General features: G+C 34.3%; 24 protein-coding genes. 10 read left to right on the top strand and 14 right to left on the bottom strand.

The features are described 5' to 3' along the window. The first annotated feature begins 15 nt into the window (after window positions 1-15). From AACZ92_RS09380 to AACZ92_RS09370, 3 genes are all read left to right on the top strand, one after another. Window positions 16-3,441, top strand: a complete 3,426-nt coding sequence (locus tag AACZ92_RS09380) for a methylmalonyl-CoA mutase family protein (protein WP_339700226.1) — start codon at window positions 16-18, stop codon at window positions 3,439-3,441. Between the two features lie 66 nt (window positions 3,442-3,507). Next, the gene (locus AACZ92_RS09375) at window positions 3,508-4,017 is read left to right on the top strand and encodes an antitoxin Xre-like helix-turn-helix domain-containing protein (protein WP_339700223.1); all 510 of its coding nucleotides are present in this window, start codon (window positions 3,508-3,510) and stop codon (window positions 4,015-4,017) included. 15 nt (window positions 4,018-4,032) lie between these two features. Continuing rightward, complete coding sequence (locus AACZ92_RS09370) at window positions 4,033-4,491, top strand: RES family NAD+ phosphorylase (protein WP_339700220.1); 459 nt, start codon at window positions 4,033-4,035, stop codon at window positions 4,489-4,491. Window positions 4,492-4,494: 3 nt separating this feature from the next. Here AACZ92_RS09370 and AACZ92_RS09365 read toward each other — a convergent pair whose 3' ends face one another. Beyond that, a complete protein-coding gene (locus tag AACZ92_RS09365; RefSeq protein ID WP_339700217.1) occupies window positions 4,495-4,890 on the bottom strand; it encodes a hypothetical protein in 396 nt (131 codons plus the stop codon). A gap of 131 nt (window positions 4,891-5,021) precedes the next feature. Between AACZ92_RS09365 and AACZ92_RS09360 the strand changes: the two genes are divergently transcribed. Both AACZ92_RS09360 and AACZ92_RS09355 read left to right on the top strand, forming a co-directional pair. Then, a complete protein-coding gene (locus AACZ92_RS09360; protein WP_117159034.1) occupies window positions 5,022-5,459 on the top strand; it encodes an Lrp/AsnC family transcriptional regulator in 438 nt (145 codons plus the stop codon). Between the two features lie 102 nt (window positions 5,460-5,561). Then, window positions 5,562-5,807 (top strand): hypothetical protein, encoded by a 246-nt coding sequence (locus AACZ92_RS09355; RefSeq protein WP_339700212.1) that lies wholly within the window; start codon window positions 5,562-5,564, stop codon window positions 5,805-5,807. 7 nt (window positions 5,808-5,814) lie between these two features. On the opposite strand, the gene AACZ92_RS09350 is transcribed toward AACZ92_RS09355, so the two are convergent. After that, entirely contained in the window at window positions 5,815-7,071 is a 1,257-nt protein-coding gene (locus tag AACZ92_RS09350) for an MFS transporter (protein ID WP_339700209.1), read from the bottom strand. 279 nt (window positions 7,072-7,350) lie between these two features. Between AACZ92_RS09350 and AACZ92_RS09345 the strand changes: the two genes are divergently transcribed. After that, window positions 7,351-7,959, top strand: a complete 609-nt coding sequence (locus AACZ92_RS09345; RefSeq protein ID WP_339700206.1) for a DUF1684 domain-containing protein — start codon at window positions 7,351-7,353, stop codon at window positions 7,957-7,959. On the opposite strand, the gene crcB is transcribed toward AACZ92_RS09345, so the two are convergent. Together crcB and AACZ92_RS09335 are read right to left on the bottom strand one after the other, a co-directional pair. Continuing rightward, window positions 7,956-8,327 (bottom strand): fluoride efflux transporter CrcB, encoded by a 372-nt coding sequence (crcB, locus tag AACZ92_RS09340; RefSeq protein WP_339700203.1) that lies wholly within the window; start codon window positions 8,325-8,327, stop codon window positions 7,956-7,958. The genes AACZ92_RS09345 and crcB overlap by 4 nt on opposite strands. Continuing rightward, a complete protein-coding gene (locus AACZ92_RS09335) occupies window positions 8,328-9,383 on the bottom strand; it encodes an SRPBCC family protein (protein ID WP_339700200.1) in 1,056 nt (351 codons plus the stop codon). Window positions 9,384-9,504: 121 nt separating this feature from the next. Between AACZ92_RS09335 and AACZ92_RS09330 the strand changes: the two genes are divergently transcribed. Beyond that, the gene (locus tag AACZ92_RS09330) at window positions 9,505-11,541 is read left to right on the top strand and encodes a dihydrofolate reductase (protein WP_339700197.1); all 2,037 of its coding nucleotides are present in this window, start codon (window positions 9,505-9,507) and stop codon (window positions 11,539-11,541) included. 163 nt (window positions 11,542-11,704) lie between these two features. On the opposite strand, the gene AACZ92_RS09325 is transcribed toward AACZ92_RS09330, so the two are convergent. From AACZ92_RS09325 to AACZ92_RS09285, 9 genes are all read right to left on the bottom strand, one after another. Continuing rightward, window positions 11,705-12,490, bottom strand: coding sequence for a hypothetical protein (locus tag AACZ92_RS09325; RefSeq protein ID WP_339700194.1), 786 nt, complete (start codon window positions 12,488-12,490; stop codon window positions 11,705-11,707). Continuing rightward, window positions 12,463-13,641, bottom strand: coding sequence for a CHASE2 domain-containing protein (locus AACZ92_RS09320; RefSeq protein WP_339700191.1), 1,179 nt, complete (start codon window positions 13,639-13,641; stop codon window positions 12,463-12,465). Before AACZ92_RS09320 ends, AACZ92_RS09325 begins: the two co-directional genes overlap by 28 nt. Then, a complete protein-coding gene (locus AACZ92_RS09315) occupies window positions 13,638-14,324 on the bottom strand; it encodes an ion transporter (protein WP_339700189.1) in 687 nt (228 codons plus the stop codon). The genes AACZ92_RS09320 and AACZ92_RS09315 overlap by 4 nt, the downstream gene beginning before the upstream one ends. Window positions 14,325-14,360: 36 nt before the next feature. After that, a complete protein-coding gene (locus AACZ92_RS09310) occupies window positions 14,361-16,145 on the bottom strand; it encodes a sel1 repeat family protein (RefSeq protein ID WP_339700187.1) in 1,785 nt (594 codons plus the stop codon). A gap of 46 nt (window positions 16,146-16,191) precedes the next feature. Next, the gene (locus AACZ92_RS09305; RefSeq protein ID WP_339700184.1) at window positions 16,192-16,698 is read right to left on the bottom strand and encodes a hypothetical protein; all 507 of its coding nucleotides are present in this window, start codon (window positions 16,696-16,698) and stop codon (window positions 16,192-16,194) included. Then, window positions 16,699-18,144, bottom strand: coding sequence for a C1 family peptidase (locus tag AACZ92_RS09300; protein ID WP_339700182.1), 1,446 nt, complete (start codon window positions 18,142-18,144; stop codon window positions 16,699-16,701). A 22-nt stretch (window positions 18,145-18,166) separates the two neighbouring features. Beyond that, a complete protein-coding gene (locus AACZ92_RS09295; protein ID WP_339700179.1) occupies window positions 18,167-18,832 on the bottom strand; it encodes a hypothetical protein in 666 nt (221 codons plus the stop codon). A gap of 27 nt (window positions 18,833-18,859) precedes the next feature. Then, window positions 18,860-19,561 carry a hypothetical protein gene (locus AACZ92_RS09290; protein ID WP_339700176.1) on the bottom strand — a complete coding sequence of 234 codons (702 nt, stop codon included), beginning with the start codon at window positions 19,559-19,561 and terminating at the stop codon, window positions 18,860-18,862. Window positions 19,562-19,625: 64 nt separating this feature from the next. Continuing rightward, window positions 19,626-20,033, bottom strand: a complete 408-nt coding sequence (locus AACZ92_RS09285) for a LuxR C-terminal-related transcriptional regulator (protein WP_339700173.1) — start codon at window positions 20,031-20,033, stop codon at window positions 19,626-19,628. Between the two features lie 342 nt (window positions 20,034-20,375). Here AACZ92_RS09285 and AACZ92_RS09280 point away from each other — a divergent pair, with 342 nt between their 5' ends. Continuing rightward, a complete protein-coding gene (locus AACZ92_RS09280; protein ID WP_339700170.1) occupies window positions 20,376-20,762 on the top strand; it encodes a nucleoside triphosphate pyrophosphohydrolase family protein in 387 nt (128 codons plus the stop codon). Between the two features lie 52 nt (window positions 20,763-20,814). Here AACZ92_RS09280 and AACZ92_RS09275 read toward each other — a convergent pair whose 3' ends face one another. After that, window positions 20,815-21,885: a branched-chain amino acid aminotransferase gene (locus AACZ92_RS09275; RefSeq protein ID WP_339700167.1), complete on the bottom strand. Its 1,071-nt coding sequence runs from the start codon at window positions 21,883-21,885 to the stop codon at window positions 20,815-20,817. 111 nt (window positions 21,886-21,996) lie between these two features. On the opposite strand from AACZ92_RS09275, the gene AACZ92_RS09270 reads away from it, so the two are divergent. Together AACZ92_RS09270 and mnmD are read left to right on the top strand one after the other, a co-directional pair. Continuing rightward, window positions 21,997-22,542, top strand: coding sequence for a DUF4920 domain-containing protein (locus tag AACZ92_RS09270; protein ID WP_339700164.1), 546 nt, complete (start codon window positions 21,997-21,999; stop codon window positions 22,540-22,542). A gap of 2 nt (window positions 22,543-22,544) precedes the next feature. Then, the gene (gene mnmD / locus AACZ92_RS09265; protein WP_339700161.1) at window positions 22,545-23,216 is read left to right on the top strand and encodes a tRNA (5-methylaminomethyl-2-thiouridine)(34)-methyltransferase MnmD; all 672 of its coding nucleotides are present in this window, start codon (window positions 22,545-22,547) and stop codon (window positions 23,214-23,216) included. The last annotated feature ends 71 nt before the right edge of the window (window positions 23,217-23,287 follow it).

The following is a 23,287-nucleotide window of genomic DNA, read 5'->3' as shown; positions in this document are numbered from 1 at the left end:
ATACGAAAGCTATTTATGAAACAAGCAAAACCCTATATTCCAAAAAATAAAGTACGAATTGTAACCGCCGCCTCGCTTTTTGATGGTCACGATGCCGCAATAAATATCATGCGACGTATCATTCAGTCAACCGGAGTTGAGGTTATCCATTTAGGGCACGATCGCAGTGTTGAAGAGGTAGTGAATACTGCGATACAAGAAGATGCAAATGCAATAGCAATGACGTCCTATCAAGGGGGGCACAATGAGTATTTTAAATATATGTATGATCTGCTCAAGGAAAAAGGTGCAGAGCATATTAAAATTTTTGGTGGTGGAGGTGGAGTAATTCTTCCCGAAGAAATTGAAGAATTACAAAACTACGGCATTACTCGTATTTATGCGCCAGATGATGGTAGGGAACTTGGTTTGCAAGGAATGATTAACGATTTGGTTGAAACATCCGACTTTCCTATTGGTGAAAACTTAAATGGAGAAGAAGCAAAGCTTTCAGAAAAAAATGATAACGCTATTGCTCGTGTTATTTCAGCAGCTGAAAACTTCCCAGAAGTTGCCAAAAAGACCTTAGATTCCATTCATAAAAAGAATGAAAAAAGTACGATCCCTGTTTTGGGAATCACAGGTACAGGAGGTTCAGGTAAATCGTCACTAGTTGACGAATTAGTTCGCCGTTTTTTAATCGACTTTCCAGAAAAAACAATTGGGATTATTTCCGTAGATCCTTCAAAACGGAAAACAGGCGGAGCTTTATTGGGCGATCGTATTAGAATGAACGCTATAAACTCACCGCGTGTATATATGCGTAGTTTGGCTACGCGTCAAAGTAATTTGGCACTTTCTAAACATGTTGCTGAGGCGGTTCAAGTTTTAAAGGCTGCCGAATACGACCTTATTATTTTAGAAACTTCGGGTATTGGTCAAAGTGATACCGAAATTTTAGATCACAGTGATGTTTCTCTTTATGTAATGACGCCAGAATTTGGCGCTGCAACGCAATTGGAGAAAATCGATATGTTAGATTTTGCCGACTTAGTTTCTATCAATAAATTTGATAAACGAGGTGCTAAAGATGCGCTTCGAGATGTGAAAAAACAATATATGCGTAACCACCAACTGTGGGATACCGCAAAAGAAGATTTACCGGTTTTTGGGACTATCGCTTCTCAGTTTAACGATCCAGGGATGAACAAGCTTTACAAATCCATTATGGATGAGATTGCTTCTAAAACAAAAGCCGATTTAAATAGTAACTATGAAATTTCAGATGAAATGTCTGAAAAGATTTTCGTAATTCCACCGGCAAGAACGCGTTATCTTTCTGAAATATCTGAAAATAACAGAGCTTACGACAAAAAAGCTTCCGAACAGGCCGAAGTAGCTCAAAAACTGTATGGTTTTTTTAAAACTATAGAAACCATTTCTGGTGCTACGCCTACATTAGATAAATCTGGAATTGATTCTGGAGCACTTAATGTTTCCGAAGAAAATGAAGATTTAGTTAAACTATTGGTAGCAGAGTTTGATAAAGAAAAATTGAATTTAGATCCTTACAATTGGGAAGTTATTACCAGTTGGGACGAAAAAGTAAATCGCTATCAAGAACCGGTTTATAAATTTAAAGTTCGTGACAAAGAAATTAGTATCGATACACATACCGAATCATTGTCGCATACTCAAATTCCAAAAGTCTCATTGCCTAAATACCAAGCTTGGGGCGATATATTAAAATGGGTGTTACAAGAAAATGTGCCAGGGGAGTTTCCATATACCTCAGGCTTATATCCATTTAAACGTACAGGAGAAGATCCTGCTCGAATGTTTGCCGGAGAAGGTGGCCCAGAGCGAACCAACCGCCGTTTTCACTATGTAAGTATGGGGTTGCCTGCTAAGCGGCTTTCTACTGCTTTTGATAGTGTAACGTTGTATGGTAACGATCCCAATCACCGTCCCGATATCTATGGGAAAATTGGAAATGCAGGTGTATCTATTTGCTGTTTGGATGATGCTAAAAAACTATATTCTGGATTCGATTTAACCCATAAAATGACATCGGTGAGTATGACTATCAATGGTCCCGCCCCTATGTTACTTGGCTTTTTTATGAATGCAGCCATCGATCAAAGCTGTGAAAAATATATTAAAGAATATGATCTTGTAGATGAAGTAGAAAAGAAAATCGCTAAAATTTACAAAGAAAGCGGAATGGATCGCCCAAAATATAATGGCGAACTACCTGAAGGGAATGACGGCCTAGGTTTAATGCTATTGGGGGTTACTGGAGATCAAATACTGCCACAAGATGTGTATCAAAAAATTAAGTATGATACGTTAAAACAAGTTCGAGGAACGGTACAAGCTGATATTTTAAAAGAAGACCAGGCTCAAAACACCTGTATTTTCTCTACTGAATTTGCACTTCGTTTAATGGGTGATGTACAGGAGTATTTTATCGAAAAACAAGTTAGAAATTTTTATTCCGTTTCTATTAGTGGTTATCATATTGCTGAAGCTGGAGCTAATCCAATTACACAATTGGCTTTCACTTTGGCAAATGGCTTTACCTATGTAGAGTACTATTTAAGTCGCGGGATGGATATTAATAAATTCGGACCTAATTTATCGTTCTTTTTTAGTAACGGTATTGATCCTGAGTATTCAGTAATTGGTCGTGTGGCTCGTAAAATTTGGTCTAAAGCTTTAAAAGAAAAGTATGGTGCCAATCCAAGAGCACAGATGTTGAAATATCACATTCAAACGTCTGGACGTTCGTTACACGCACAGGAGATTGATTTTAACGATATTAGAACTACGTTACAAGCATTATATGCGATTTATGATAACTGTAATTCATTACATACCAATGCGTATGATGAAGCGATTACAACACCTACGGAAGAAAGTGTGCGTCGTGCAATGGCAATTCAGTTAATTATTAATAAAGAGCTAGGATTGGCGAAAAACGAAAACCCAATTCAAGGGTCGTTTATAATTGAAGAGTTGACCGATTTAGTTGAAGCAGCTGTTCTAGAAGAATTTGATAGATTAACGGAACGTGGTGGTGTATTAGGTGCGATGGAAACCATGTACCAGCGCGGAAAAATTCAAGAAGAAAGCTTGTATTATGAAACGTTGAAGCACACAGGAGAATTTCCTATAATTGGTGTAAATACCTTTTTAAGTAGTAAAGGTTCGCCAACTATTCAGCCTAAAGAAGTAATTAGAGCTACGGAAGAAGAAAAGCAAGCTCAGATTACTACATTAGAGAAACTTCATAAAACATACGAAGATAGTGCAGAAGAAACATTAAGTAAAGTGCAAGATGCGGCTATTGAAAACAAAAATATGTTTGAAGAGCTTATGGAAGCAACCAAGGTTTGTTCGTTAGGGCAAATTACTGAAGCCTTATTTGAAGTAGGAGGGCAGTACCGTAGAAATATGTAACAAGCTTGAAAAAATTATAAATAATTTGAGATTAATTCTTAAACTACGACAAAAAACCGTATATTTATGACAAATGTCGTAACCATGGAAAAAGGTAAAGTTATTAATTTAGTACAAGAGCCCGAAGTTTTTTATCGTATTCAAAATAAGTATGATAGGATAATAAGTGTTTTGGGTGGTAGCACACAGGTTTCACAAGTTGTAAATAGTGATATAGACCTTATTGAAATTACCCGCAAAGGATTACCAACATCGGTTGTTTCTACCTTAAGTGCTGTGTTGGGTATTTCCATGGAAAAAATGAGCAGTTTGCTTCATATTTCGCATCGTACTATACAGCGCAAGAATAGCAGCGATTTATTAAATGTGTATAGCAGTGAGCAAATTCTTGAAATCGCCGATGTCATTTCCCGTGGTATCGAGGTGTTAGATACCCTTGATAACTTTACAAGTTGGTTGCATTCAGACGTACGTGCTTTAAACTATGCTAAACCTCTAGATTTTCTAGATACCAGTTTTGGTACCAAGCTCGTTAAAGATATTTTAGGCAGGATAGAGCATGGAGTTTATTCATAATACATCGTATTTATTTTGAAGCTTTATAGAATAGCAAAAAAGAAGTTTATAAATGATGTTAGTGGGGAAGGTGCTCGGCTTTATGGTGGGCGTTGGAACAAGGTTGGCGATGCTATGCTCTACAGTTCTGAACACTTGTCACTGTGTGTTTTGGAGGTTTTGGTACATATGGACTACCAATATTTTACCGATGAATATTATTTTATTGAGGCCGAAATTTCAGAAAAGGATATTTTTTTTCTGAAAGATATTGAAAAGGTTACCACTAATTGGCGAAACAACCCTCCTTTGTCTCAAACACAAGATTATGGCTCGTACTGGTTGGAAAAATCAGAACAGCTTGCTATAGCTGTGCCTTCAGCTGTTTTACCTTTTGAGTATAACATTCTTGTTAATCCAAGGCATCCCAAATTTACTGAAATTAAATTTTCAAAAGAAAAACGCTTAGGTCTTGATGCAAGAATGCAGGTTTGATGTTTACAAGGTCAGCATCCAAGTGCGCTGTAGTTTTCTAAACTTTTTAAGCTCGTGCCTTAACAGGTTTAAAAACTCTTTCCCGTTGCTGTTGGAATGTTCTAATCGTTCACAATTTTTGTAAAGTAAATTGGTCAATCGAGCTACCGAAGCAGCGTGTTTGTGTTTTGCTTCAGAAAAAAGTTGGTTTTCAGCTTTTAATATTTCAGGAGCTAAGTTTGTAGATTGTTGTACAATATCCCCTGTAAAATAAACGTGCGGATCTTCTGTTCCATCTTCTTTCAAACTAGCTAAATCGTGTACCAGATATTCTGAAACTCTTCGTGATAAAGCAAAAATTTCCTCAGCCTTTTTATAAAGGGCTGTCTGTGGAAATTTATTTGGAAGAGGTGTTGCCATTATAGCTATTATTAATATTTAAATACTGAAACCCAAATTTACTAAGAAAAACGATTAGTTGTCAGTTGAAATTAAGGTGTTTTGTTATATTTGAATTAATATTTAACGTATTTTAAAAATAAACTTTAAAAATGATTGATGACTTAAATTGGAAGATTTTAAAGCATTTACAAAAAAACGCAAGACTGTCCAGTGCCGAAATAGGAAGACAAATTGGTATGAGCTCACCAGCAGTTTCTGAGCGGATAAAAAAAATGGAGGATGCAGGTGTAATTCATGGATATCACACCGTTGTTTCTCCATTTGAAGCTGGCTATCAATTAAAGGCCATTATAACACTACGGGCTTTTATGGGGAAATTAAAACCCTTTTTAGAAAAAGTAAAAACATATGATGAGGTTTTAAACTGTTACCGAATAACTGGTAATGAAAACATCGTGATGGAAGTAGCTTTACGAAATCAAAAACATTTAGAGGCGTTCATTGACCAATTGATTGTGTATGGCGAAACTAAAACCCAAATAGTGTTGTCTCATGTAGTTAAAAATAATGAAATTAAGAAAGCTTAACGTTTCATTTTAATTCAGTTAAAGTTATATCAATTAAGGTATTATTAATACAAAAGTGAAGTGTCGTATTCTAAATTTGTAACGAATCAACTACTACAAATTATGAAAAATTATACACTTCACTTTTTAATACTTACTATTATTACAGCTATTATCGGATTTTCAGGCCTTGAATTTATTGGAGGTTCTGTAGTTCGATTTATTTGTTTGGTTTCTGGTATTGGGTTGTTTATTTCCTGTTTAGATTCAGTGCTTATTACTCGAAAAAATAGAAAATTTAAAAAGCAAGTTGAAGCTAAAAAGGTGAAAAGCGATTCTGGATCAAGAAACTTCAGTAATAACCATTAATTGATTATTACGAAATAACCTCCTTTTCTATAGTTACTGTCTTTGTAGGAGTTACGCTACTTGATTTATTCATCAATTTGTGTAACCACCATACGGCTAAGCATATTACCACAAGGAAAACAAACATTGTATACCAAGTAAGGCTGAATCCTAGACCATCTACAAGATTCATCCCTGCATTATGACCAACAATATGAGAAATTGAAAAGCTCATACTGTATAGCCCCATATAGCTTCCTTTTCTTCCTTTTGGAGCCATCTCAAGTGCTAGAGCATTTGAGAACGGTGAACCTATCATTTCTCCAAACGTCATTAATACCATTCCTATTAATAATACACCACTCCAATAGCTTATATTTAAAACAATAAAACTTATTGCCAAAAAGAAGACGCCCCAAAATGTAGCCATGGTTTTCGACATTTTTTTTCGTTCTAACCAAGTTATTAAAGGCATTTCAAAAATTACAATCAATGCCCCGTTTATGAAAAATAACCATCCAATGAGATCCTCACTTAAAAAGTGTGCCTTCTCATAATACAAGGGCATAACTGAAAAATATTGTACAAAACAGATGCTATTTGCTACCATGATGATAAAAAATAGAATGAAAAGTCCATTTAAGTATGGAGGAACTCCCTCCTTTTTTACTACTTTTTCGGTTTCATTTTCTTTAGATTTTTTAGGCTTTAAGAGGATAAATAGACCAATAGAAGCTATTACGCAAGTAAGGCCATCAATCCAAAATAGAGAAGTATAGCTAATTGTAGCTATTATAATTCCACCAATTAATGGGCCTATTGAAAAACCAAGATTAATAGCTAATCTAATTAGTGTTATGCTTCTAGTTACATTGCCAGGCTTACTATATACTTCACATGCTACAAAAATGGCTGGGCGGTACGCATCGGCTACCAAAATGAGGGTGAAAATTCCGAAACAAAACCCATAAAATGTATCTACAAACTGTAGAAAAACAAATCCTATACCTCCTAAAAATAAGCTGGAAACAATTACTTTGTAAAAACCTATGGTATCGGTCAATCTACCACCAATCCAAGTTCCGACTAAAGAACCTACACCAAAGGAAGTCATAATCCACCCTACTTGCGGCAATGTAAACCCTTTTGCATTTACTAAATACAATGAAAGAAAAGGAATTACCATCGCTCCAACTCGGTTAATAAACGTAACCAGTGAAAGTAACCAGATTTCAGGTGACAAGCCCCGAAAGTTATTGATGTAATTGGTGTATAGTTTTTTCATTTTGATTTGTATAAAAATAAAACGTCCCGGAAAGTTCCGGGACGTTTTTATATTGATTTAATTTATGTTTACATAACTCAACACATACATATCCCGTTTCTATGGCTAATCACCACAGATTGTTTAACAGAATTATAGGTGCGTTTTTTCATTTTTTGTTTAATTGATTATTCAAAAGTAGTAAAAAAATGAATTCAATTTACATGTAAGGGGCATTTCTGAAATATAATGCAATACGTATCTATTAAAATGATTTGTATATTGAGTTAAAATTTTAGTATGAAATATCTTTTTACCTCGATAATATTATTAATTTCTTTCTTCTCCTTAGCACAAACTAATGAAGAAATTATTCAGGAAATTGAAACCTATCATGCTTCAGAAAATGAAAAATTTAGTACTGCTGAAACCACCATTTTAACCGAAAAAGATTTTAAAGATTTTGAACAATTAGCGTTTTATCCAGTTGATTTGAAATATAGAGTCGAAGCTAAACTTATAAGAACACCTAATGAAGAACCTTTTTTAATGCCAACTACGACAGAGCGTTTACCAGAATACGTGAAATATGGAGAAGCTCATTTTACTTTAGAAGGAAAAAATTTTAAACTAAATTTATATAAAAGCACAGAACCCTACGAAGAATCAGGTTATGAAAACTATCTTTTTTTACCGTTTACAGACTTAACAAGTGGAGACGGCTCGTATGGTGGAGGAAGATTTCTAGACGCTAGAATTCCTGAGGGAGATACCATCGTTTTAGACTTCAATAAAGCGTACAATCCATATTGCGCTTATAACTCGCGGTATTCGTGCCCAATTCCGCCTAAAGAAAACGATTTATTGGTTAGAATAGAAGCAGGGGTGAAAAATTTTGGAAAGCACTAAATAAATTTAACTAAGTACATTCCTAAAAAAACGGCAGCAAAACCAATTACAAAACTTCCTAATGTGTAAAGTGCAAAACTTAGAAAATCACCCGATTTTAAAAAGATGTGATTTTCGTAAGCAAAGGTAGAAAAGGTAGTAAAACCACCACAGAAACCTGTGGCGACTAATAAAACAGTGTTTTGAGAAACAGAGTTATTCTTTAAAGCTAAACCTAATACAATCCCTATAATAAAGCTACCTATAATATTTGCGGCAAATGTGCCGTAAGGAATACCCGTTTCTACGCTATTTAAGTATTTACTTATCCAGTAGCGTAGTGAACTACCTAAGCCACCACCAATAAATACCAATAATAGTTGTTTCATTTAAAAATCTTCTTCTGATTGAAGCACGGGAATGTAAATTTCTGTAATCCAATTTGATGGATTAGGAACTTCCCCTGGATCTGTTGCATAGACTTCAAACATATTGGAATAGGTGTCTATTTCCAAATTGTTTTCTGCTATATACTTTTTTGCTGTTTCATAAGCTTCGGGCAAGTTATCGTAGTTTCCCTTTAGGGTAGTTTTAACAGCGGTAGTAGTTTCCATAAAGCCTGTTAAAACAGGACTGCCCTCTGGTGTGATAACTCTATCTTTTATAGGAATAGCAGCTGAAAAAATTACGGCTCCATTTGCTTCATCTATATTATTGTAAATAGTGAAAGGCATCCCAGAAGACCGTATGTTGTTTTGTTGCATATATCCCATAACTTGACCTAACATTGGCCCCATTTTATCCCCAATTTCACTCTGTTTAGCTGCTGTAGTATTGTACATATAGTATCCACCACTATAAAGGGTAAGACCATCAACATTAATAGTGTATTGTTTCATGCTTTCTTCAACTACTTCTTCAAGATTGTTCAACCCGTTTGCAAACATTTTTGACAAACCGGTCTCCATATCGTCTTCTTGAAATGACATAAATACTTTTTCCATAAACGATTGCTCACCTTTCATACCCCAAGTTACTTTGGTCTGTCCGTCATTCTCAGTTTCTTCAAAATACCAATACACATCACTCTTACTGTCACCTATTGGTGTATTGAAAACAATCTCTTGGTTAATTTCTTTGTTGGGTATTACTTTTACTGTTTTCATAGAACCATCACCTACTGCTTCGCTTGTCCAAGAATAAGAAGCTCCTTCACCTTCTGTTTTTTCGGCATAATCAATTTTCATATTCTCATCTTCTTCCATCCAAGGTCCCCATTGTGACCAACTTTTAAAGTCTTTCACATTATTATAAACAACTTCAGCAGGAGCATTTATTACTTTTGTTTCAGCAACATTAAAACTACCATCTTTGGTAGCAAAATAGATAGCTCCGCCAATTATGACAATTAAAAGTAAGAAAAAGAGGTATTTTAAAATTTTCATGAAAAGAAGTTTGTTGGTTATAATCCATAAAGATAATCATTTTAACATAATAGCATAGTTTATAAACCTTCTTTGAGTAAAATGAATTTGCTACATTTGTTGAAATCTAAAAATCAACAAAATGAAGAATACTTTTATTATAGCTGCTGCTATGAGCGGGTTTTTGTTTTTTTCTTGTGCTGAAGAGAAAAAAGATAAACCTGAACAAGACATTGCTGAAGTGAAAACCGATGACTTTAAATATCAGGTAGATACCTTTGGTGATATTAAAGTACTGCGTTACCAAATTCCTGGATGGGAAGACCTTTCTTTAAAGGAGCAGAAATTAGTGTACTATCTTACACAAGCTGGCTTGGAAGGACGTGACATTATGTGGGACCAAAACTACCGTCACAACCTTAAAATTAGAAAAGCCTTTGAAAATATCTATACTTCGTACGAAGGGGATAAAACTACAGATGACTGGAAAAATTTTGAGACGTATCTAAAGAGAGTTTGGTTTTCTAACGGAATTCACCACCATTACAGTACGGCAAAAATGAAGCCTGACTTTAGTAAAGAGTATCTTCAAACGTTATTAGATAATACTAACTCTGAACTTACAGGTGAAGCTCTTGAAGTCTTATTTAATGATGAGGACTCTAAAAAAGTAAACTTAAGTAAGGATGCAGATATAGTAAAAGAAAGTGCTATTAACTTTTATGGACCAGATGTTACTACTGCAGATGTAGAAAAATACTACAGCTCTATTGAGGTAAATAAGGAAGAGCCTATAGAAGTAGGCTTAAATTCTAAGCTTGTAAAAGAAAATGGAAAGCTAGTAGAGAAAACTTATAAAAGTGGCGGAATGTATGGTGCTGCTATCGATAAGATTATTGAATGGCTAGAAAAGGCAAAAGGTGTTGCTGAAGATGAAAATCAAGCAAAAGCTTTAGGTTTATTAATTGAGTATTACAAAACAGGAAGCCTAGATACTTGGGATGACTATGCTGTTGCTTGGGTAAATTCTACCGAAGGGGATATCGACTGGATTAATGGCTTTATTGAAGTGTATAACGATCCTAAAGGGTATAAGGGCTCATATGAAAATATTATACAGATTAAAGACTTCGATATGTCTAAAAAAATGGCTGTACTTTCACAAGAAGCACAGTGGTTTGAAGACAACTCACCTTTAATGAAAGAACATAAAAAGGACAGTGTAAAAGGAGTTTCATATAAAACAGTGATTGTTGCAGGAGAAGCAGGAGATGCTTCCCCAAGCACCCCAATTGGAGTTAATTTACCAAACAACAACTGGATTAGACAAGCTCACGGAAGTAAGTCTGTTTCTTTAGGAAATATAATCAATGCATATAATAATGCAGGCGGAAGTGGCCGTTTACAAGAGTTTGCTCATGATGAAGAAGAGATAGCTCTTGAAGAAGAATACGGAAAAAATGCAGATAAACTACATACAGCACTACACGAAGTTGTAGGGCACGCTTCTGGACAGATTAATCCAGGTGTAGGTACACCTAAAGAGACATTGAAAAGTTATAAATCTACTATTGAAGAAGGTCGTGCCGATCTTTTTGGATTGTACTACTTAATGGATCCAAAATTACAAGAACTAGGCCTTGTTGAAGACTGGGAAAAAACTGGAAAAGCTGCTTACGATGGTTATATTCGTAATGGTTTAGTAGGGCAATTAGTTCGTTTAGAGTTAGGAGATGACGTAGAAGAAGCACATATGCGTAACCGCCAATGGGTGAGTGCTTGGGCTTTTGAAGGAGGACAAGAAGAAGGTGTTATCGAAAAAGTAACTCGTGACGGAAAAACGTATTACGACATCAAGGACTACAGTAAATTACGTGAAATTTTCGGTGAATTATTGCGTGAAACACAACGTATCACTTCAGAAGGGGATTATGAAGCTGCTAAAGCACTTGTTGAAGATTACGGTGTAAAAGTAGACCAAGAACTTCATAAGCAAGTAATTGATAGAAATAGTCAATTTAAATCACCTCCTTACAGCGGTTTTGTAAATCCAGTAATTGTTCCGAAGATGAACGATGAGGATGAAATAGAAGGCTTTACTATTGAGCAACCCGCTTCTTTTGAAGAGCAAATGTTGATGTATTCTAAAAACTACGGAAATTTGCCGGTAGAAAACTAAATTAATGGATTCTATTTAAATCAAAAACCTCCCGAATATTTTCGGGAGGTTTTTTACATTCAAATATGAAACAAAATCTGATTAGTTAGTAGTCACATCAAAGGTAGGCTGTTTTTGAAGTAGATAAAATACCCAATTTCGGGTATATTTTTCCTTCTTAGTACTAATTACATAAATTGTAAAATTGGCATAGCTCTTTGTCAATTTCTTCTTGAGATAGCCCTAACCTTGATAGGTTTCCTGAAAGATTTTCGATTTCTTCCTTTTCTCTTTCATAGTCTGCTGTTGTAAGATACTTAAAGGTATTAAACTTGATTTGTGTGAAATTAGGAAACTCTTCTTGCGATACGCCCCAAGAAAATGAATTACCCTTGGTAAGAAGTACATCATCGACAAATAATGTGATGGAGTTACCGTGAACACCTATTTTTGATAGGGTATTTAATGTATTGTTTCGTAAGAAAAAATAATAATAAGCACTGGGATTTTTTTCATCCCAAGAAAAAGTAACGTCATTGCTAAAAACACGAATACTATCTTTTGGGGTTACTAAAATATCTAATAAATTATCCCTATAGACATTACCAGTATGTTGTTTAGTATTTTCAGCTCCTTTTAATTGTTTCCACACATAGGTGAAATATTTTTTTGAAAAGGCACCATCGTCAATAGGTTTTGGATGGCTTTTAATTTCTGAAATTTTATAACTCCCAGCATCGGCAAGTTCATATAAAGCTCCAGCTTTATCAATAAAAAGAGCCATATTTTCTTGTGAAATTTCTATAGCGCCGTTGTTGACCAGCGTTCCTTTTTTAAGGGATTTGGTGGTGTTTTCAACTTTATTAATAGGTGTTCCTTTTGTTTTATAAACCACATATTCTTGTGCTTGAATTGTAAGTGATGTAAAAAAGAGTATATATATTACTCTTGAAAAAAGTAGCTTTTCCATTTGTATTTTCTATTTAATTTAAAAATCAAAATCTTATATAATCCAATAAATTCAACACTTAACACTAATACAGCTATAATCAATTCTGGTTTAAAGAGTATTTTATTTTTATATAACCACAACGAAAACCATAATAAAAAAACGGTAAATAGAAGCTGAACAACTTTTTTATTAAGCATATAACTAACAGGTTTTTTTGTACTTGCATACATAAAATATAACAATGCTGTATAAGTGATAATTACTGTTATTAAAAGAATAATCCATTGAGGAATCACTTTAATAAAGTCTTTGTTAATAAGCATCGCAATAATATTGGCATGTATAAGTACTCCAAACATATCTGGCGGACTTTTCCCAGCTGTTTTAGTATTTAAAGGAGTGAAAAACTTGTCTTCAATATCATAAACACTAGTGTGCGGTGTACCAACGTAACCAACCAAAACAATTTTATCTTTTACAAAAGGGTGTGTTTCAGTTTCCATAAATTCTTGATAGGAGAACGTAAAAAATTGATCCGTTGTCCCGCTGTAATTTATGGGAATAGGTTTTGAAAGTTTGCTTTTCATATTTTCAGCTTCCCATTTTTCACCTACATATTTTTTTGAAACTAATGTAGAAAAAGATGTTTGTGTAGTATCACTAAGGTCTTGATAGCCTTCAAACTCCCTGATAACATCTGTTTTTAAATTGAAATTTAAATTGGAGTACCCAACGAGTTCGTGATTTTTCTTAAAAGGAGCTGCATTGTACGCCCAAGTGTCACCTAAAAATGCTTTGGAAAGAATGATGTTTTCAGACTGTAAGCTTTCTCCCAATAAAGAATCTAAGAAATTGTCTTTTCTGTCTTTAAATACGATATCGAGCCCTATAACCTTAGAATCTTGTTTTTTTATATGTTCTATTAATTGTTGTATTTCAAACCTGTCTTTATGTTCTATATTAACCACGACAATGTCTTTAACAGGTTTTTTCTCGAACATTTCTTGTGAATAATAAAGATCTAAAAAGCTAAAATCTTTAAAAGCATTTGTAAATGGATTGAATATAGAAAGGTTAACAATTAGAAAAGAAATAAGATATAAAATAATAACTGAAAATAGGAGGCATAGGCCGGCATCCTTCATTAATAATTTAATGTTCTTCCTCATTCTTTACTGGCTTTAGTTGCTTTTGAAAGAGCAGCAGCAACAATACCTGCCGGCACGGTTACAATACCCAAACCAACAATTAAAATACAGAAAGTAAATAATTTACCTCCAGTAGTAACTGGATAGACATCGCCATAGCCCACAGTTGTTAAGGTTGATATAGACCACCACAAACTGTGGAAAATCGATTTAAACTTTTCCGGTTGTACATCATGTTCAAAATAGTAGATGCCAACAGCAGACAGATAAATTAAAATAGCAGTTATGAATAAAAACAAAATAACCTCTTCTTTAGCTTCTACAGCGGCTGTTTTAAAACGATTTAAGGCTTTATTATAACGAACAAGTTTTAAAACTCGGAAAATTCTGAAAACTCTAAAAGCTCTCAGCGATCTTAGATCTACCCCAATGGCGATGTAAAATGGAAGAATGGCCAATAGGTCAATTAGTCCATAGAAACTGAAAATATATTTGAGTTTAGAAGCTGCATAATAGACGCGAAAAATATATTCAATTGTAAAAACCACGACACAAAAAACGTCGAATACTTTTAAAAAAAGTACTGTGTTAGGATGAAGGTTTGGTATTGTTTCAACTGCAAATGCAATCATAGAAAGCACAATGAGTATTTGAATAAAAATATCAAAACGCCTCCCTAATTTGGAGTTTATATTGGTAATCATGTTTTTTAAAAGTTGCAAGAAATAAGTTTTGTTAGCTTACCATTCTCCTAACCTTGTTAGGTTGTTAATAGCATCTACATTTCCTTGCCTAGCAGATTTTTTCCACCACTCTACTGCCAAATTTTTATTCTTCCGAATGCCTTTACCTTTATAATAGAGCCATCCTATTCGTTCTTGTGCATATGCGTTACCCTTATTGGCAGGTGTTAAGTACATTTCAAAAGCATCTGAGTACATTCTTTGGTTAAAATAGGAGTCTCCTTTAATTACTTGCTTTGCAATGGTTTCTACGTCTGTTTCTCTTGTTTCTGTTTTTACAACCGGGGTAGGAGTCGATTTTTTTGCATTCTCATCAGCCTCTATTTTAGCTAAACCTTCTGCTGCTTTTGGGTGATTTCCTTCTGCTGCTTTACTAAACCAAAAGCGTGCGTTTTTCATATTTTTAAACACACCATAGCCTTCATAATAACAAGTTGCTGCCATATATTGCGCTTCAACATAGCCCTGTTGTGCAGCGGTAATGTACCAGTTTAAGGCCTTTCGGGCATCTTTATCTACTCCTCTTCCAGAAAGATATAAATCTCCTAATAGATGTTGAGCTTGAGCATTTTTACTTTCTGCTGCTTTAGATAATAACTCAAACGCTTTACTATATTCTTCATTTTGAATATAAAGAGCACCTTTTTCTACAGATTCTTCTACACTCATTCCGTTAATACCCTCTTCAATCTTTTCAAACTCACTAGTTGCAATTACTTCAATTATATTGCCATTTTTGTCAGGGTCTTGCGAACGGGTTAAAAATTGATTTCCAAAAGTAATTGCCTTATCATAGTTTTTACCTTTATAAAATGATTTACTTAAATGGTATACTACCGATGGATTAGCAAAAAAGGCAGTATTATTTATGGATGATTGTGTATATAATTCGCTAATTTCTTTAATTCTTGGTTCTTTATCTAATCCCTCTATACTTAAATAGTTAACATACGCATCCATTGCTTTTTCATCATCTCCTACTCCTGCGTAACAAATGGCTTCAAAATAACGAATGTCTTCAGTGTAGCCTTTATAGTATGAATTTCTAGCTACGCTTAATTGTTTTAAGGTTTTTCTATAGTCTTCCTTGGTTAGTGAGTTGTTTTTTAACTTATTGTCTATAATTTCGACTAATTTTAAAGCTACTTTGTTTACGTCTTCTTTTCTAACTTTTATAGTAAGTGCTTTATTCTTCACTGATTTCCAGCCATCTTCTGCTTTTTGAGCTCTATCTGCTCTTGCGGGGTGAGAGGAAGATGCTTTTTCGGGTAACCTACTTGTTACCAATAATGTTTCTTCTAAAGAGGCTCCTAAATTTGCCAGAGCACGTCCAGCAAAGTAATCTGCTTGCAGTTCATAATCGTGATTACTACTTCCGTTATTAAGACTATGGCCATTGAGGTGATGCCCAATTTCATGAGCAAGAACAAATTTACCAGACCAGTCATTAGAAGTACTGTTTATAAGCCCCTGTAACCAATCGCTATCATAGATAATATAGCGGACATCTTCACCACCAATAGGAATGATTTTGGCTACTGCATTTTCAATGTTTGAACATTCTTTAAGCTCAAAACCTGCTTTGCTTACTCCTGCTGTTTGTACAATTTCATTAACAATGTCTTCTACTTCTTTTGGCGTACTCATAAAGCCTAAACCAACAGTTTGACAAAGTTCATCTACCTCTTCTTCGGTATCGGCTTGTACTACATCTTGAAATTTCTGCGATAATACAGGGCTTACTGTGAAAAAAATGAAACCCCAAACTAGTATCTTCTTCATAATAAAAATTTATATAAAATTTGAGCAATACATTAATATTGCACTTCTACTTTTTTTCTTTTTTTAAAAACGAAACAAAACTGTCTCGGACGCTAATTACTTCTTGACCTTCTAAATTTATAAATCCTAACTTTTTATTTTTTGAATCTAATAAAATTGAAAGCTCACAATTTTCGGCGCATAATTCATATTGATAATCAGGTTCAAATGCTATGTTTTTATCTTCAGTGGTGTTATAATTGTTTGAGTTTGTAATTTCAGTAAGAAACGTACTTGCTTCTTTATTTATCAAACTATCTTGTTTAACTGCCTTTTTTCCATATTCATTGGTTGTCCCTTCAATTAACACATCCTCAATTTTATAAATAATTACTTTTTGAGTGTTTTGAACATGATCCAACTTTGCGGTACCAACTGTTGCTTCTAGATTGATACTTTCCATTTTATCTTCGGCTTCTTTTACAACATCTTGCGAACTGTATAAGCTTTCTTTTTGTCCTTTACAGCAAATAGTCAAGGCGCAAACCATTAAGGTGACAGTTATTTTTTTCATTTAAGATCGTTTTATATCTAAGACCATCATTGCTGTCGTCCCTTTTTTGAAAGTTGCATCAAATTTCATTTTGTCTTTTGAAAGTTCTATGTTTTCCTTTGGAATTAGGCTATCATTAAATATTACATATAGCTTATCAAGCATATCACCTTCAAGCGTGTCTAACTGTTCTTTAACTTTATGAGAGTCTATTTTTTCAAGTGAAAAGACAACGATTGTGTAATCTGAATCTACGTCCTTATTAAGCCTAAAAAAATACTTTTCTCCTGGGATTACCAATTCGGCTTCTGTATTATCAAAATATGGAGAGATTCCTTCTTGGTGCGGGAAGAGTACACCATTTTCACCAGCGCTGTCTGCAGCAAATACATATACGTAACTTGGTTGATTAACCTTAGCATACATGCGATATCTGGTCTCTTTTGGGTAGGTAGCAGTAGTTTTATAATCGCCTACTGTTTTTTCGTCGGCTTCTTCTTCTTTAACCACATCTTGCCAACCGAGAACACTTTTCTTGAAAGTGGCATCACCTTTAACAACTTCCATGGCATGTCCGCCTTTTAATTCGATCCGTAGTTCTCCTGCTAAAGTTTTAAATTCGTTTACTGGTTTAGGCTTCGGAATAATTTCTAAGGCATAGCGAGTGTAGGTTACAAAATCATCATACTTTACCCATATGTATCCATTGTTACCCCAGTCTGTACCCCAGCTGTTTATAATTTCAAAAGCTCCACCGTATTTTTCATCGTCAAAACCAACCACACACATGGCATGACCACCGCCTGTTAATTGATTATCTGGCACGTAAACTCCTTTGGCTATATGTAGTGCTTTTTCTACTTTAAAACCAATTATCACAGGATTTCCGTTGTGAACGGCCCGTTTTACATTTTCTATTTTTTCTTGCTTTGTTTCGCTACCAACAATAACACGATTGTATTCTTTAATAACATTTGATTTCGCTTTTTCAAAGACATTTTCTGGAATGGCATCGTCACAAAATTGAGCATCTTTATAATCTTCAAAATAAGGAGAGCCATCATTTATTAATGAACGTAATGCACGATCTAATGAAGCTCCTTTTTGACAGTTATAACTGTTTTCTTTGGTTGCAGCGTTTAAATAGGTGAAAATAGGGGAGAAGGCTATTTTATTTATTTCTTCTTGGTCTTTTAACCCCAACTGTTTAGCTTCTACTATGGTACGACCGTAATAAGCTGTAGCCCAGCCAGTACAAGTGCCATATCCCCCTTGGCTTCTAACAACCGGAGCATATTTTTTAATTGAAGCGCTTGATATGTCGGCTAGATCATCAAAAAAAGCGACATTTTTAGGTTTTGACGGTATCTCTTCGTATGCTTCATCATCAAACACCAACCCTGTGCCATGCTGAGCAAGACACAGAGAGGTGGTTAATAAAATAAAAAAGAAAACAAACTGTTTCATATGTTTTTTTTAAAACTTAAAATTATTGACGATCTGATAATCCATCGAAGTCTTCAAATAATCTTCCTTCTCCTTCATCTATCAATTCATCTTCCGTATCACCAGTTTTTTCAATTATTATAAATCCAGATTCTACATTCAAAATACCTTCTTCTGATATAGTTCCTGAAATAGCAAGGCCATTAGTTATTGAAACATTGTTTCCAGATCCGGTTTGATTTACTCCGTTTGTTCTAATAATTATTGTAAAATTGTTTCCCGAACCAGTTATAAAAGATTCAGCACCAGTTTCTGTAGAAGTTACATTGCCTTCAGGATCAATTTGAGCACCACTGTATTCAATGCTTAAGTCATCATTGTTTTGGGAAAAAAATGAAATTCTTTTATCGAAAAACCCATCACCAATATCAAAACCATCGTCAGGTATATTTGTTGCTTTTAAAACATTAGGGCTTATTAAATAACTTCCAACTACATCTGGAGGAGTATTACCCGTATTAACATTAATTCCTAAGTCTAATAATCCTTGATATGCATCTTCTGTTAAAAAGTCTATAATATCATCCTCTGTTCCGGTAAAGCCTAAATCTTCACCATCTTCAAGAAAAGACGCTTCAGAATCAACATCACAAGAAGACAATCCTAATAGCGATATAAATAATGTAATATATAAGTATGATTTTTTCATCGTATTGTTTTTTAAATTATAAGTGTATTAAAGGATGTTGAAACGTAAAGAAATGTTTAGTGTAACAGGAGTTTTGTTTTTAAAATTCACTTCGTCCACTTCACCATCAACTCCTAATAATTTTTCTTTATTGAATGCAAAAAGTGTTGGTGTTGTTAAAGCATCTGCCCCTACAAAAACTCCATTAACAATTTTCCAAGTTAATCGCAGTCCACCCGCTACATAATAACTGCTTCCGTAGTTAGCTTCGTCCGCTTTTCTTTGAAACTGCAACCATCCCAAACCTAGTAATGGAGATATTTCAAAGTTTGTATCAATAGGATCACCTAACGCGAAATCATATTTTAAAGCAAAAAATCCATCATAAGCTCTAATGTCTTCTCCGCCAATAATCGAGAAATAACCCATAGAACCAAATCCTAGTCCAGATTCGTTAAAGTCTGCATTTACTACTAGACCTATACCTACGTTAAAGATGTTCTCGTCATTAGAAAAATTCTGCGTATTTCCATCTTGAGTAATTTGAATTTCATCTATAAATAAAGGAATAGGCATAAACATAACACCTAAAGAGTATTCCTTGAATGTTTGCACCTTATCTTGAGTAAAAGATTCTTCTAAAGAATATTCATATGTTTCTCCAGGGGCTTGCAGTAACATGCTAGTCTCTTGTGCTTTAGTAGCACTCCAACACAAAACGCATAAAAGAATAAGTGTAATTTTTTTCATAATTAAAATTTGGTTTATAATTTTTGTTAAAAGTAAGTTAAGACGGAATGTTACAAAATACCCACTATTGGGTATTTTTTGTAGGAAAAGGATTAACTGCCTTGTTTTCAGTGTATTTGTAGGCCAAGGCTTGTAACTGTCTACTTCCTGTTATGTTTAACTTTTTGATTATATTTTTTCTGTGAGTACCAACGGTAGCTTGGCTTATAGAAAGCATTAGTGCAATTTCTTTAGATCGAAAACCATTGCCAACTAAATTAAATATTTGAGACTCTCTACGGGTAAGATTTTTAACCTTGGGGCCTTGCTGCTTAAGTACTAAAGCATGGTAAATAGTCTTATCCAGAATTTTTTTGTTTTCTGAAATATGCTTTAAAGCATCTAGAACGGTTATCGTTTCATTAGTATTTAACTGAAACGAGTGTTCTTTGGCTTCTTCTAGAAGTGTAGTTAATTTTGTGTAAATATTCACAGCCCAAAAATAGAAGGCCTGAGCAATACTTAAAATACCCGATTTTGGGTATTTTCTTAGTAATCGGTTCTTTTTTTAACCGAATTATAAAGTAAGAAAGGGTTTTTTTAGCCTTTCACATATGTTTTAATGGCTAAAAGAAGTACTATGAAAATAATAAAGCCAATAAGGATCCAAAAGCTTCCTTTGTAGTATTTTTTATGAAGCTTTTTATCTTTTCGATAACTAAAAAGAATAATACCTATAAAAGCGAAAGCAAAAATAGCAGCAAAAATCCATTGACCGGTACTAAACATAAATGTGTAATTTTACGTTTGCAAAAATACAATTAAACTACATATTATGAAGAATAAAATTGCTGCTGTTGCTGAATTTCATGAGGCTTTTGGCTTAGGAAGAAAAGAAACCCCAACAGCCACCTTAGGAAAGGAAAAAAACCTATTGCGTTATAAATTAATGCGGGAGGAAAATGAAGAGTATCTAGAAGCTGCCAACGATAATGATTTAGTAGAAGTAGCCGATGCCCTTGGTGATATGCTCTACATACTGTGTGGAACAATAATTGAACACGGCATGCAGCATAAAATAGAAGAGGTGTTTAGTGAAATACAAAGAAGTAATATGAGTAAATTAGGTGCAGATGGAAATCCAATCTATAGAGAAGATGGGAAGGTTTTAAAAGGTCCTAATTATTTTAAACCAGACATTCAATCTATTTTAGACAAATAAAAAAAGCCGAAAGAAGTTTTCTTTCGGCTTTTAATTTTATAAAGTTAGCTTATTAAGCTAAAGGATATCTCCACCCAAAAGGATCTTCTGCTCTGTTTTGCTGAATATCCATTAATTCTTTTTTAAATCGAACAGCGTACCCATCGTTTGTTTTAGGAATATCGTACACTTCTTCTTTGTAGCTAAAAGCGCTTACTGGGCTAATTACCGCAGCAGTTCCAGCTCCAAATATTTCCATTAACTCATTATTTTTTGCAGCCTCAACTAGTTCTGAAACTTGTATACGTCTAATTTCAGTTTTTATTCCAGCACGTTCAGCTAGCTTTAAAACACTCTTCCTTGTTACGCCGTCTAAAATTCTATCACTAATTGGAGCAGTAATCAATGTGTCCTTAATTCTGAAGAAAACATTCATCGTTCCAGCCTCTTCTAAATACTTATGCTCATTAGAGTCGGTCCATATTATTTGTTGAAAACCTTTTTCACGAGCTAAATTAGTAGGATAAAATTGTGCGCCGTAATTTCCAGCTGCTTTGGCATAACCAACCCCGCCATCTGCAGAACGACTAAATTTTTCAGCGATTACAACCCGCACATCGCCTGTATAATAGGCCTGGGCAGGTGCCATAAGAATCATGAATTTATATTCATCTGAAGGGGCTGCCGAAACACCAACTTCAGTAGCCATAGCAAATGGGCGTATGTAAAGTGAATTTCCATCGCCTGGCTGTACCCAATCTTTATCAAGCTGTAAAAGTGTGTGTAATGCTTCAAAAAAGAACTCCCTAGGAAATTCAGGAATCGCCATCCGTTTTGACGATTTATTTATACGCTCAAAGTTCTCTTCAGGACGAAATAAGAACACTTCGCCATTATCATCTTTATAAGCTTTCATTCCTTCAAAAACAGCTTGGCCATAATGAAAAACCTTTGTAGCAGGCGATAAAGTTAAATTGCCATAAGGTTTAATAGTAGGGTTTTGCCATTTACCATCTTTGTAGTCACACTCAAACATATAATCTGTAAAATTCTTGCCAAAGGTCAATTTATCAAAATCTACTTGATCTATTTTTGATTTTTTGATTTTTTCGATTGAAATATGCTCATTTGCGGTAAGACTCATGGAATACGTTGTTTAGCTGTCAAAATTAATTAAAAAATACTCTAAAAAAAATGTAAAAATTCCTTAAAATTGTAGAATTATAATATACGATTAATTTCTGAAAAAAATATCATGAAAAATATACTATTTGCCATTACCTTCCTATTTATAGCTATAAGTTGTAATGAGAACAAAAAAAGTGAAGACGTTGAAAACGAGATGACAACAGTAGGTGAAGTTACTGAAACTTCAAAAGAAATGGCTTATCAATCTTTTGGTGAAAAAATAAACGACAATAATGTTATGACAGCTGCCGAAATGAAAGAAAAATTTGAAGCCATGAAAGTTGGTGATACGGCAGAAGTGAAATTTCGGTCAAAAGTGAATTCGGTTTGTCAGAAAAAGGGATGTTGGATGCGCCTAGATATCGGTGATGAAGACGAAGCTTTTGTAAAATTTAAAGACTACGATTTCTTTATGCCAAAAGATATCGCTACCGATGAAGTTATTGTTGCTGGAAAAGCATATGTTGAAAAGACGAGCGTAGAAGATTTAAAACACTTTGCAGAAGATGCAGGTAAAAGCGAAGAAGAAGTTGCTGCTATTACAGAACCAGAACTTACATATGCGTTTTTATCACACGGAGTATTATTGCCAGAAACTGCAGAAAAGCAATAATAATGAAACGTACATTCCTTAAAACTGGCGATGGATCTATAACGATCCATTTGCCAGATTGGGATGAGCAATACCACTCAAAACATGGAGCAATAGCTGAAGCTCAGCACGTTTTTATAAAAACAGGTCTTCATTATTTCTGTGACAAATACACCCCCAATACACTTTCTATTCTCGAAATTGGTTTTGGCACTGGGTTAAATGCTTTTTTAACTGTTATAGAATCCAAAAACAAACAACTACAAGTAGAATATACTGGAGTGGAAGCATATCCAATTGAGGTTAAAGAATTGGAGGCGTTAAACTATGCTGAGGTTTTAGAAGTTTCAGAAAATGATTTTCAAAAGCTTCATTCTGCAGAGTGGGAACGAAAAACCACGATTGTTCCAAATTTTCAGCTGCTAAAACGAAAACAATTTTTTTCTAAAATAGAAGATAAAAAAGCATTTCATCTTATCTATTTTGATGCTTTTGGAGCACGGGTCCAACCTGAATTGTGGACCTTAGAAATATTAAAAATAATGTACGATTCACTTAAAGAGAAGGGTATGTTAGTTACCTATTCAGCAAAAGGAAGCGTACGCCGGAATATGGAAGCTGTTGGTTTTACAGTAGAGCGGTTGCCAGGACCTCCCGGAAAAAGGGAAATGCTGAGAGCCTCAAAAAATTCGTAGAATCTAATTGATAAAATCCTTTTAACAATCTTTAGCATATTCCACTCTTAATATTGCGTTAAGTGCTTTGG

Source organism: uncultured Marixanthomonas sp. (assembly GCF_963974425.1).
Lineage (GTDB): Bacteria > Bacteroidota > Bacteroidia > Flavobacteriales > Flavobacteriaceae > Marixanthomonas.
Note: the sequence above shows the minus strand (reverse complement) of the source record. Positions and strands in the feature narration are given on the sequence as shown.